The 13,412-nt window shown below is 34.2% G+C and carries 7 protein-coding genes and 1 pseudogene; 6 read left to right on the top strand and 2 right to left on the bottom strand.

Annotation, left to right across the window (positions count from 1 at the left end; translation table 11 throughout):
- Positions 1 to 40: 40 nt before the first annotated feature.
- Entirely contained in the window at positions 41 to 742 is a 702-nt protein-coding gene (locus tag A4F88_RS11025) for a LytR/AlgR family response regulator transcription factor (protein ID WP_068842677.1), read from the bottom strand.
- Entirely contained in the window at positions 732 to 1,784 is a 1,053-nt protein-coding gene (locus A4F88_RS11020) for a sensor histidine kinase (RefSeq protein ID WP_068842676.1), read from the bottom strand. The genes A4F88_RS11025 and A4F88_RS11020 overlap by 11 nt, the downstream gene beginning before the upstream one ends.
- 270 nt (positions 1,785 to 2,054) lie before the next feature.
- Here A4F88_RS11020 and A4F88_RS11015 point away from each other — a divergent pair, with 270 nt between their 5' ends.
- The 6 genes and pseudogenes from A4F88_RS11015 to A4F88_RS10990 form a co-directional block, all read left to right on the top strand.
- A complete protein-coding gene (locus A4F88_RS11015) occupies positions 2,055 to 5,243 on the top strand; it encodes a SusC/RagA family TonB-linked outer membrane protein (protein WP_162268793.1) in 3,189 nt (1,062 codons plus the stop codon).
- Between the two features lie 11 nt (positions 5,244 to 5,254).
- The gene (locus A4F88_RS11010; protein ID WP_068842674.1) at positions 5,255 to 6,778 is read left to right on the top strand and encodes a SusD/RagB family nutrient-binding outer membrane lipoprotein; all 1,524 of its coding nucleotides are present in this window, start codon (positions 5,255 to 5,257) and stop codon (positions 6,776 to 6,778) included.
- 88 nt (positions 6,779 to 6,866) lie between these two features.
- A complete protein-coding gene (locus tag A4F88_RS11005) occupies positions 6,867 to 7,895 on the top strand; it encodes a glycosyl hydrolase family 18 protein (RefSeq protein ID WP_068842673.1) in 1,029 nt (342 codons plus the stop codon).
- Between the two features lie 352 nt (positions 7,896 to 8,247).
- Entirely contained in the window at positions 8,248 to 11,286 is a 3,039-nt protein-coding gene (locus tag A4F88_RS11000; protein ID WP_068842672.1) for a SusC/RagA family TonB-linked outer membrane protein, read from the top strand.
- Positions 11,287 to 11,440: 154 nt separating this feature from the next.
- Complete coding sequence (locus A4F88_RS10995; RefSeq protein WP_068842671.1) at positions 11,441 to 13,018, top strand: RagB/SusD family nutrient uptake outer membrane protein; 1,578 nt, start codon at positions 11,441 to 11,443, stop codon at positions 13,016 to 13,018.
- Between the two features lie 113 nt (positions 13,019 to 13,131).
- Positions 13,132 to 13,412 (top strand): annotated as a pseudogene (locus A4F88_RS10990) (glucosamine-6-phosphate deaminase); the annotation flags it as partial.

Genomic DNA, 13,412 nt, shown 5'->3' with positions numbered 1-13,412 from the left:
AATTTTTACCGAGTTAGAAAATGGATTTATAGAGGTGTTTTTATTCTAAAATTTTGTTTTTGACCTCTTTGCTGTAATTTCTTCCAATAGGAATGGTGTAAGATTGGATCTGAATGCGGTTTCCTTCAATAGATTTAACCTTATTTAGTGCAATTACATATGATTTATGGATTCGTAAAAAGCGATCTGCGGGTAATTCTTCAGATAATGAGGTCAGTGATTTGTGTGTAATATAGGTTTTGTCGGGAGTTACAACTTTGATGTATTCCTTCATTCCTTCTACAAATAAGATTTCTTCAATATTAATTTTCATCATCTTTTTATCTACTTTAATAAAAATATGAGAATCGCCTTTAGTGGTTTCGATTTTAATATTGTTCTTTAAATTGTATTCGGTTGTTATTTTATTGATACATTTTATAAATCGGGGTAACGGAATTGGTTTTACCAGATAATCCAGCACATCGAGGTCATAACTTTCAGCTGCAAATTCTCTAAAAGCAGTGGTGATGATAACTTTGGTTTTGTTTTCAATAAGGCTAATTAACTCAAAGCCCGTCATCATAGGCATATTGATGTCTAAAAATACGGCATCGACAGTTGTACTGTTTATAAAATCAAGTGCTTCTAAAGAATTATTGAAGGTGCCAATTACTTCAAAATCTGTAAAATTGTTGAAATAATTTTGCAGGACTTTGATGGCTAAAGGCTCATCGTCAATCAACACGCATTTAATCTTCATTATCAATAGGTATTTGCAAACGGATTATATAGTAATTTAATTTAGTTTTGTCTTTTAGACTGAAATTATTCTTGTAAATTAATTTTAGTCTCTTTTTAGTATTGACTAAACCAATTCCGCCTTTTGAATTAAGATTTTGTGAAATTACAAAATTATTTAAGATTTCAAAGTCTAACATTTTATTATTAATAACTTTACAATTAATCTTAATTTTTAAGTTATTGTTGTTTAAGCCGCCATGTTTAAAGGCGTTTTCAACCAAGGAAATAAATATTAGCGGTGGTACTACAATATCTTCAATATTAGACTCCAGATTAATGGTAACTTCTACATTCTCAAAGCGTAACTTCTCGATTTCAATATAGTTTTGTATGTAATCTATTTCTTTTATTAAGGGAACGAATTTGGTTCCTTTTACATCATACAAAACATATTCCATCAAATTTGACAGTTTTATAATAACATCCGGAACCTTATCGGATGATTCTAAAGATAAAGCATACAAATTATTTAAAGTATTGAAAAAGAAATGAGGCTGAATCTGATTTTCGAGATATTTAAGTTTAATCTTGAACTGGTTTTCTCTTAATGATCTGTTTCTTTCGCGTTCTCTTAGCCAGGTTAAGGTTAAATAAACTGATGAAGCCATGGCAAGAACATACAATTCACCAATACAAACTGCTAAAATATGATTGATATCAAACGGGTGATATTCTCTATTGGCTTCGGGCCAGATATTTTCTGATATGATATAATAGGTAAGAGCTGTTTTTAATAAGTAAATGCAAAACAAACTTACGATTAATAAAAAGGTGTAGGTGATATATTTTTGTTTCAGTACATAGCGCGGTACTAAAACAAAAAGATTAAAATATACTAAAGGAATGTGCAAGGAGAATTCGATCAGGTTTGATTTGAACGAATAAGGATAATCATTAAAGTAAGCTCCCCATCTTAAAAAATTAAGAGTAAAATAACTGGCCCAAAACCAAATATGGTTTTGAAGTTTAATGTCAAATTTTAATTTTCGAATTTCGTTCAACTTAAATTTTTAAGATTTTTCGGTGATTTGGGCTTCATTTTAATATTATGCAACTTTAGACAATTAGTTGATAAAACGCAATTCTTTTAAATAAAATTTTGTAAAAAAAGAGAATTATTGTGTTATTTAAATGGTATATCGTTTTCGTACAGCGTATTATTGAATGTTTTGTGTCGTTCGTTTAAGGTTTTGTGTTGTTTGTATAAAATGTTTTATTTATGTTAATTTTAACAATAGATTTACTGCTTAACCAGCAAAACCATGATAAAAATGAAACAAATTATGTTAATCTTTTTGACTGTCTTTACAGTGCAGGTCTCGCTTGCGCAGGTAAAAACAATCAAAGGTTTAGTGAGTGATCAAAACGGATTGCCGTTGCCGGGAGTAACTGTTATTATTCAAGGCGGAAAAACAGCAACGCAATCTGATTATGACGGAATTTATACGATACAGGCATCGACAGGGGATGTACTTGTTTTTTCGTATATCGGAATTAAAACTAAAGCTGTAACAGTAGGATCTTCGCCAACAATAAATGTTGTGCTAACAGAAGATGCTCAAAACCTGAATGAAGTTGTTGTTACAGCATTAGGGATTAAGAGACAGAAGAAAGAACTGGGTTATGCTGTTCAGGATGTTAAAGGAGAACAGTTAAACAAAGTGATCACAACAAATGTAACTACTGCGCTTTCGGGTAGAGTTGCCGGAGTCGATGTTTCGATACCAGCAACAGGAGTTGCAGGAAGTACAAGAGTTATTATTAGAGGTATATCCAGTATTGGCGAGAGTAACCAGCCGCTATATATTGTAGATGGTATCCCTATTGATAACGGAGGTTTGTCTAACGATAATGCTGCAACAAGCAAATGGTTTGACGGACGCGATAACGGAGACGGGATTTCAGGAATCAATCCTAATAACATCGAAAGCTTAACAGTACTAAAAGGAGCGGCGGCAGCAGCTTTGTATGGTTCAAGAGCATTAAATGGAGTAATTTTAATTACAACCAAAAAAGGTAGCAAAGGAAAACTTCAGGTCGAATTAACCAGCGGTGTGAGTTTTGATCGTGTAAATGCTAAGTATAAAGATTTTCAAACAGAGTATGGAACCGGATCAAATGGTTTATTGCCTGATCCTTCTAAATCGCCTACAGAAATTTACAGCAATACTACAAATGCATGGGGACCTAAATTTTCTGAAACTGTAGGGCAACAAATAAAGATATTTGATGGTTCAACAAAACCTTATGAAAGAGTTAAAAATAATATTCAGGATTTTTTCAGAACAGGATTCACCACTACAAATGGAGTAGCAGTATCAGGAGGAGCCGAAAATGCTTTTGTTCGTTTTGGATATAATAATCTGAAAAACGATGACGTAATTCCAAATACGGGTCTTGAAAGAAACGATGCCAGCTTAAATGCTACTTTAAAATCAGATAAATTTACTTTGGATGCCAATGTTAATTATATTGCTGAAACGACTAACAACAGACCAGGATTAGGAGATTCGCCTAATAATATAGGATATTCATTAAGCAATTTAGCGCCAAATATAGATCAGGCATGGCTGAAAAATTACAAAAATGACGAAACAGGTGTTATTTACCCATGGAATAACAATGTGTATCAGTTAAACCCTTATTTTGTAGTTAATGATAATCACAACTCTTCTAAGAAAAATCGTTTTATTGGAAATGTTGCCGGAACTTACAGATTAGAAAAATGGGTAGCCTTAACCTTTAGAACAGGTATAGATACGTATGCTTTTAGTGCTAAAGATTTTATGGCAGCCGGAAGTACATGGCCGGGAAGAGACGAAGGGTATCTGGGATTGAATAATATTAATGTGTCAGAAATGAACACAGATTTAATTGCCACTTTTAGTGAAATAAAATTAGCAACTGATTTAACTTTTTCAGGAATTCTGGGAGCGAGCAGAAGAGATTTTAGAAGAGAGCAAAATTCAAGATTTGGTACTAAAATTATTGAACCAGGAACAGAATATATCAGCAACTTTGTAAATCAGACAGAAAATGCGCCAATTGAAACCAAAACAAGAACGAATTCACTATATGGCTCTGCAAAGTTTGATTACAAAGGCTATTTGTATGCTGAGTTTACCGGAAGAAATGACTGGTTTAGTGTAATCAACAAAGATGCTTTTTATCCGGGAGCTTCATTAGGTTTTGTATTCTCGGATGCATTTGGTATACAAAACGATTCTTTTTCTTATGGAAAATTCAGAGCTTCTATAGCACGTGTTTCAAATGCACCGGGAGCTTACAAAAATTCCTTAAACTATACCACTTTTGCTTCATACAACGGTCAGAGTGTGGTAAATATCAAAAATAGTGCTGCACCAAATCCGGATTTAACCTATCAGTCTAAAACAGGAACTGAATTTGGTCTTGAAACCGCTTTCTTTAAAAACCGTTTAAAAGCTGATATTACCGTATATCGTGAAGATACTTCTGATCAGACACTTGATTTACCTTCATCTGCAACATCAGGTTATGAATATATCTCTGTAAATGCCGGAAAATTACGTAACGAAGGTATTGAGGTGTTTTTATCAGGTTCACCTATTAAAAATAAAAATTTCGAATGGGGAATTGATCTGAACTTCTCAAAAAACAAAAACTCGATTATCACATTGCATCCGGATATTAATACCTATACAATTTCTGAAGCACGTTGGGCAGGAGCCGCGATTGTGGCACAGGTTGGCGGTCAGTACGGAACCATCATGGGTAGAGATTTCCTAAGAAATGCAGCAGGAGAAAAAGTAGTGGGAGCAAATGGTTTGCCATTATTTACAGATGAAAAAGTAGCATTAGGAAAAGGACTTCCGGATTGGGCTGCGGGTTTAACCAATAGATTTAGCTATAAAGGAATTACACTTCAGTTCTTAATTGATATGAAATTTGGTATGGATGTGTATTCTATGACCAATTCAGTTGCTGCAACAAAAGGACTTTTAGATGTTACTACAGAAGGCAGAGATGCTTACAATCATGCAAGAGCACAGGCAGTTGCCAATGATCCTAACTTTAGTCAGGCTACCTGGGTTCCTACAGCAGGATATATTGCAGAAGGAGTGGTAAATACAGGAACAGCAGCTAACCCGGTATATGTAAAAAATACCACGCCTGTTAATCCTCAGGATTACTGGAATACAGTATTTAATAATACACCAGCACCATTTATTTATGATGCTTCTTATGTAAAATTAAGAGAAGTTAGTTTAGGTTACACCATACCCAAAAGTGTATTTGGAGGAGCAAAAATAAATTCAATTTACATTTCGGCATTTGCCAGAAACCTATTGACCTTTAATAAAGATCTTCCTAATGTTGATCCGGAATCAATGTATACTTCAGGAAACGGACAAGGATTTGAATATGGTTCATTACCGTTTAGAAGATCGTATGGTTTTAATATTAAAGTTGCATTCTAAAAAAAGAAATTATGAAATTTAAACAAATAATAATAGCCATACTCGCATTGTTTACAGCAGTTGGCTGTACCGAAAATTTTGACGAACTGGAAAAAGATCCGGTTGCATTGACTGCAAATCCGGCAGGACAACTTACGTTTACACAATTGTGTATGTCTGGTGATGGATTTTATCAGTGGAGAGCAAATTTAATTTATTCAGGAGGTTTTGTGCAGCATTATGCAGGTGCCTGGAATGTAACTGAATTTGGAAGCAAATTCAAAAAAGATGATGGATATGCAACTGCTTTGTGGAGAAATGTATATGCTAACGAATTAAAAAATGTAGTAGACATTCTGGAGAAAACAAGCGCTGACCCAAAAGCGGTAAATATGAATGCTGTAGCTAAAATTATGAAGGTAATGGTAGCACAGCGTCTAACAGATATTTACGGAGATATTCCTTATTCTGAAGCCGGATTAGGTTTCTCAAAAGGTATTGTAACGCCTAAATATGATAAACAGGAAGATATTTATACTTCATTTTTTAAGGATTTAGAAGAAGCGCACAATCAATTAAATGTTGGAGGAGGAACTGTAAAAGGTGATCTGTTTTATAACGGAGATATTCTAAAATGGAAAAAACTTGCAAATACATTACGTTTGCGTTTAGGAATGAGACTTTCTGAAGTAAAACCTGCCGAAGCAGAAAAGCAGGTAAAAGCAGCTTTGCAGGCTGGTGTTTTTGCAAGCAATGATGATAACTGTATCATGCACCATCTGGATGCTACTTTTAATGATGATCCGGCTTCTATAGATTTTAGAGGAAACGGTCTTGCTTATGCTTTTGTAGGGAATGAAAACGGTGATCACTTTAGTACATTAGTGATAAACTATTTAAGAGATAACGGAGATCCAAGGTTAACCATGTATGCAACACCAAAAACAACCAGCGGTCTGGCATATGGCGGACCAATTCAACCAGGTGAAAATTTGTATGAAGGTGTAAAACCTGGACTTTTTCAATGGGAAGTGCCAATGGGAGCAAGCTCGACTTCAGGAATACAATCTTACTTTAAGAAAAAAACAACCCCTTATTTACATGTAAGTTATTCTGAAACTCAATTATTGCTCGCCGAAGCAGCTTTTAGAGGATGGGTTTCGGGGTCTGCTGCAGATTATTACAAAAAAGGAGTAGAAGCAGGTATAAAACAATTAGAGATTTATGGTGCTTTACCAGCAACTCAGGCAAGTATAGATGCTTATTTAAATGCTAAACCACTCGTTGCAGGGCAGGAAAAAGAGCAAATTGGAACACAACTTTGGATTACCTATATCTTCAATAGTATAGAAGCATACTCGAACTGGAGAAGAACAGGATTTCCAAAATTAATTCCGATAACAAATCCGGATTCTGAAACCGGAGGAATTACACCAACTCGTTTATATTATCCAAATGATGAAATGCAGAAAAACGAAGCCAACTATTTAGAAGCTTTATCAAGAATGGGCGGCAAAAATGACTGGTTAAATAAAGTTTGGTGGGATAAAAACTAAAAAATAGCCCCAAATAAAGTTATGCCTGATAAGGTGTTATTTTCATTCTAATTAAAGATTAAAAAACAACAAGTTTAATTTCAAAATTATGATAAAAAATAAAGCCTTATTAGGCATCCTTTTTTTTATAAGTTCCCTTTTTTCAGCCTATAGCTGTTCAACTCAAAAAGAAACTGATCCGGAACACTCAAAAATCAAAACAGCAAGAGTAGTTGGTTATTTGTCTTCGGATAATTTCGATAAGATGAGTTCAATTCAGTTTTGCAAATTAACACATCTTAATATTGCTTTTGCAAATCCTGATAAAAATGGAAATCTAATCTTTAGCGGAGATATTGACAGACTTATTAATTATGCTAAATCTGTTAATTCTAATATTGTCATTAGTATTTCCCTGGGAGGAGGGGTATTATCTGCAGAACAAGCCACAAATTGGTCTTTTCTAATTGATAAACCTGAAAACAGACCCGCTTTAATTCAAAACATAATAAATTTTGTCGAATTGCATCATTTAGACGGAGTAGATGTAGATCTCGAATGGGATGCCGTAACTACCGGATACAGCGGTTTTGTTATTGAATTAAAAAAAAGTCTTACCGAAAGAAAAAAAATATTAACTGCGGCATTACCCAATAATTCCCGATTTGAAAATATAAATTCGGCAGCCTTAAATGCTTTCGATTTTATAAATATCATGGCATATGACAGCACAGGTCCATGGAGTCCTAATAAAGCAGAGCAGCATAGTAGTTTTGAATTTGCCAGGCAAGGTGTTGATTTTTGGCATAAACTTCAAAATGTTCCAGCTGATAAGCTTACTCTTGGTGTTCCTTTTTACGGTTACAATTTTACTTATCCGACAGTAACAAGTTCCACCTTTAGTCAAATTACAGAAGTAGGAAATCAATTTGCAGATCAGGATGAATTAGGGAAAATCTTTTATAACGGAAGACCAACAATTGCTCAAAAAGTAGCATATGCTTCTCAAAATACAGGAGGAATTATGATATGGGAATTGGCACAAGATTCATTTGGAGAATATTCTTTATTAGATGTTATTCATAAAAAATATACAGCCCTAAAAGTGAAAACTACCAGCTTGTGTGGCAATGAATAAAAAGACTCTATGTGTGTTTGATTTAAAACATAATACATTGTTAAATTAACAAGTATTTAGTTGTTGTTTCTTTAACCTTATTAGTGGTTTTATGCGTAATATTTTCATAAGTATCAGATAATTAGTGTATTGTTGGTTGTGAGAAAAATTTATTAAATTATTAAAATAACTAAGTAAAACACAGTTAAATAAGTAAAATACAGTAAATACGTTAATTTGAAAACGTTTTCGTGTAGCGTATTGTTGATTGTTTTATGTCGTTCGTTTAAAATTTAAAGCCGTTTGTATAAATTATTTTTTTTAACAATCCCTTAAGAATAAATTTACACCATAACTAACAAAATAAATTAACATGAAAAAAATTTTCTTAATCTTTATGATTGTTTTTACGGCGCAGGTTTCTCTTGCTCAGGTAAAAAATATCAAGGGTGTGATTACAGATTCTGATGGGATGCCATTGCCAGGGGCATCTGTTGCAGTACAAGGAGGTCAAAAAGGTTCTACTACCGATTTTGACGGTTTGTACTCAATTGAAGCACAAAAAGGACAGACTCTAGTTTTTACTTATGTAGGTCTTGAAACACAAAAAATAGTTGTAGGAGATGCTGCTACAATTAATGTAAAAATGGTTACAGCAGCATCAAATGCATTAAGCGAAGTAGTGGTAACTTCATTAGGACTTAAAAGATCAAAAAAGACTCTTACTTATGCTGCACAAGAAGTAAAAGGAGAAGAGGTAACAAGAGTTAAAGACGCCAACTTAATGAACAGTTTATCTGGTAAAGTTGCAGGTCTTATTGTTGGTAAAAGTTCCGCAGGAGCTGGTGGTGCTGTAAAAGTAACTATTCGTGGTAACTCATCTGCTACAAACAACCAACCATTATATGTTGTTGACGGTATCCCGTTATTGAACTCTAATTCAGCTCAGGCGAATCAGGTTTTTGGTGATACAGCAGGAGGTAACAGAGATGGTGGAGATGCAATTTCTATGATGAACCCTGACGATATCGAATCTATGACAGTTCTTAAAGGAGCATCTGCTGCTGCTTTGTACGGTTCTCAGGGAGCAAATGGTGTTATCTTAATAACAACTAAAAAAGGTAAAGAAGGAAAAGTAACAGCAACTTATAATGCAAGTGTATTTGTAGACAATGTTGTTTCATTACCTAAATTTCAAACAAGTTATGGAGCAGATCCTGCATCTGATAAATCCTGGGGAGCTGCAAAACAATCTCCTGATCACGTTAAAGGTTTTTACAATACAGGTGTAACTATGATCAACTCTATTGCTGTAAATGGAGGTAATGAGAAAATGTCAACAAGTCTTACGTATGCAAATACTAATGTTGATGGAATAATACCAACAAACGAGTTTAAGAAAAACAATATTGCACTTCGCCAAAGTGCTAAACTATTTGACGATAAGATAACTATTGACGCTTCGTTGTCTTATGCTGAACAAAAAATTACAAATAAACCAACAAATGGATTGTATTTCAATCCATTAACAGGAGTTTATTTGTTTCCAAGAGGTAATGATTTTAATGATTACTATACTAATTTCGAACAATTTGATGCTGCAAGAAACCTGATGACACAAAGATGGCCATCAGCTACAGCAGATATTATTCAAAACCCGGGATGGATCTTAAACAGAAACGCTTCTATCGACAAAAATCAATCATTAATTACTTCTGCAGCTGTTACTTACAAAGCTAATAACTGGTTAAGTGTTAAAGCAAGAGGAGGTTATAACAGATTGTACAATACATTTGATAAAAAAATGTATGCTGGTACAAATGAAACACTGGCTCCGGCTACAGGTAGATACATCTACTCTGATAGCGAAAGCTCTCAGTTATATGGTGATTTAATCGCTACAATCAATACAAAATTCACTGAAGATTTTTCATTCAGTGCTAACATTGGTACAAGTGTTACTAAATCTACAATCAATGATGCTTATGTAAGCGATTCAGGTCAAAAAAACGGGTTAGTTAATGCTAACTGGTTTAACACAGGAAACTTTGTTTCTGCAGAAAGAAATGCTCACACCATTGGTGGTAAAAAAGAAGTTCAGTCCGTTTTTGCAAGTGCAACTTTTGGATACAAAGACATGGTTTATCTTGATGTAACAGGAAGAAATGACTGGTCATCAACTTTAGTAAACACAGACAACATCAGTTTCTTCTATCCTTCTGTAGGTTTATCAGCTATCTTAAGCCAAATGGTAACAATGCCGGAAGCTATTAGCTATGCAAAAGTAAGAGCTTCTTATGCACAAGTAGGTAATGATGTTAATGCTTTTTTAACTTCACCGGTAAACACACTTGTTGGTGGTATCGTTACAGCTCCAATTGTTGGACCAAAACCGGGAACTTCATTGAAACCTGAAATGCAAAATTCTTATGAATTTGGAACAGAATGGAGATTCTTAAATAACAGAATTGGATTTGATTTTACTTACTATAGAAATGAAACTAAAAACCAATTAATTACAGCTCCGGCTCCAATTCCAAATACTACAGGATTTACTAATTATGCATTTAATGCAGGTAGTATCGAAAATAAAGGTTTTGAGATCACAGTATCAGGAAAAGCAATTGCTAATGATAATTTCTCTTGGGATCTTGGGTTGAATTTTGCTTCAAACAAAAATACAGTACTTGATTTAGGTACAGGTGCAAATGGAGATGTTAATAAAGTGATCTTAACTAACGGAGATCCAAACAGCTACAGATATATATTAGAAGTAGGAAAACCATTTGGTGAAATTCAGGGTAAAAACATTGTACGCAATGCTCAGGGACAAATTTTATTAGATGCTGCCGGACGTATTCAAAAAACGGATTGGGTTGATTTAGGTAGTTCAAATCCTGATTTTATGTTAGGTTTCTCAAACTCATTCAAATACAAAAAAATATTCTTAAATGTACTTATTGACGGTAGATTTGGTGGTAATGTAATGAGTATGACTGAAGCAATGTTAGATTCTTATGGTGTGTCTAAAGCAAGTGGAGATGCAAGAGATGCCGGAGGTGTTAAAATCAATGCAGTAGATACTAACGGAAATGCTGTAACGTCAATGAAAGCTCAGGATTATTACAGCCAGGTAGGAGACAGAGCAGGTGCTACAGGAGAATATATGTACAAAGCAACAAATGTTAAATTAGGAGAACTATCATTAGGATATACTTTTGATTTCAGTAAAGAAACAATCTTCAAAACAGTGAATGTATCCCTTGTTGGTAAAAACTTATTCTTTTTCTACAAAGATGCTCCGTTTGATCCAAACGTAACATTAAGTTCAGGAGAAGGATTGCAAGGTGTTGATATTTTTGGAATGCCTTCAACAAGAAGTATAGGTGTTAATTTAAATTTAACTTTCTAAATAATATAATAAAAGGACAAAACCTTTTGGTTGTTGTAAGACATTTTGTTTGTTGATGAATGTAGAATAACGAAAAACAACAAACAATTAAACCCTAAACGGGTAGACTTATAAATCAATAAAAATGATTTTAATTAACCATAAAAATTCACAAATGAAAAATAAATTATTAATATTAGGTTCAGTTTTAGCCCTTTCATTAGGTAGCTGTACAAGTAACTTTGAGGATATAAATACCAATGAGGCTGGTTTTAGTAACACTCAATTAGAACAAGACTTTAATCAGGTAAAAGCACCTATTAAAACAATGCAAAGAGGGATGTATATCCTGGTTGCAGATGACTGGCAAGGAGATATTCAGTTTAATTTAAGTGCAGATATCTTTTCAGGATATATGGGAACTCCTCATGATTTTGAAGGTAATGCAAACAATTCAACCTACGCACTTTTAGATGGCTGGAATGGTGCTGAATGGGTTCAGAAGTACCAAAAAGAAATGGTTAGTGCTTATAATCTGGAGAAATTAACTAAAGACAAATACCCTCAGTTTTATGCATGGTCTCTGATCCTAAAAGTATATGCTATGCACAAAACCACGGATTATTATGGACCAATCGTATATTCAGGTTTTGGAAATGCAGACGGAACAACTCCTTACGATTCTCAAAAAGCAGTTTATGATCAGTTTTTTGCAGAGTTAAAAACGGCTATTGATATCTTAACTCCAAAAGCTGCAGATGCTTCTGCTACCTTTTTCCCTTCAGGAGATGCAACAGACGGAACTACAGCAGCAGGTAATATACAAAAATGGGTAAAATTTGCGAACTCTTTAAGATTACGTTTAGCAATCCGTATTTCTAATATCGATCCTGTAAAAGCAAAAGCTGAAGGAGAAGCTGCATTGGCTGGATTAGGAGTAATTACTTCTAATGCTGATAACATGGCTTATCTGGCAGAACATCCTGTTAAAACGTACACAGGTCCTTGGGCAGATATCAATGTTGGTGGTGCAATTGCCTCTATCATGAATGGTTACAATGACCCAAGAAGAGCAGCTTTCTTTCACACTGCTACCGGAGGTGTTTATCAGGGTATCAGAATGGGAAGCATTGTTGATGCTAATTACAGAACAGCTAAAGCAGACTTATTCTCTAAAGTTGGACCTATTGTAGAAAATAACATGATTCCTTGGTTCAATGCGTCTGAGTCATATTTCCTAAAAGCTGAAGGTGCATTAAAAGGATGGAACGTTGGTGGATCTGCACAATCATTTTATGAAGCAGGAATTGCAACTTCTTTTGCACAATTATCAGTAGGTAGTGCTTCTGCTTATATTAGTGACGATACTTCAATGCCGGCAAATTTTACAGATCCATTAAATGCTTCTAATAATATTGCTGCACAAAATTTAGTAACAGTAAAATGGTCTGATGCCGTATCTAACGAAGTTAAGCTGCAAAAAATCATCACACAAAAATGGATCGCAGGTTTCCCTGACGGACAAGAAGCGTGGGCTGAAACCAGAAGAACAGGATATCCAAAATTATTCTTGCCTGCAAATAACTTCTCAGGAGGAAAAATTCCAAATGGTACATTCGTTAGAAGACTGAATTTCTATGTAAATGAAAAAACTTCTAATCCAACCGGATATGCACAAGGTGTTAGCCTTTTAGGAGGAGTTGATACCGGAGCAACAAGACTTTGGTGGGATACCGGAGTGAACAAATTCTAATAAATGCAAAAAGAATAAAAAGAATTTAAGTTTGGTTAGTAAATGGTATAGGCAATGCAAATTGCTTATACCATTTCAAAAACCAAAATTGTAAATACAAAAAAAGAAAAGAAATGAAAAGTGCTTTAGAAATAAAACCTGATATCAGCTATAAAAGTGCGGGAAAGTTTGAAGAAACCAGATTTGAGAAAATCCACAATGAAATCTTCAGAAATTCAGCAGATGCTTCTATAATTGTAGCGCAGGAAATCGCGCAATTAATTAGATCTAAACAAGAAAAAAACAAAACTTGTGTATTAGGTTTAGCAACAGGTTCTTCTCCTATAAAAGTCTATGAAGAATTAGTGAGAATGCACAGAGAAGAAGGACTAAGTTTTAGCAATGTGATCACTTT

Origin of the sequence: Flavobacterium chilense (assembly GCF_001602525.1) — a bacterium.
Lineage (GTDB): Bacteria > Bacteroidota > Bacteroidia > Flavobacteriales > Flavobacteriaceae > Flavobacterium > Flavobacterium chilense.
The sequence above is the reverse complement of the archived record's forward strand: the minus strand, read 5'-3'. Positions and strand labels throughout refer to the sequence as shown.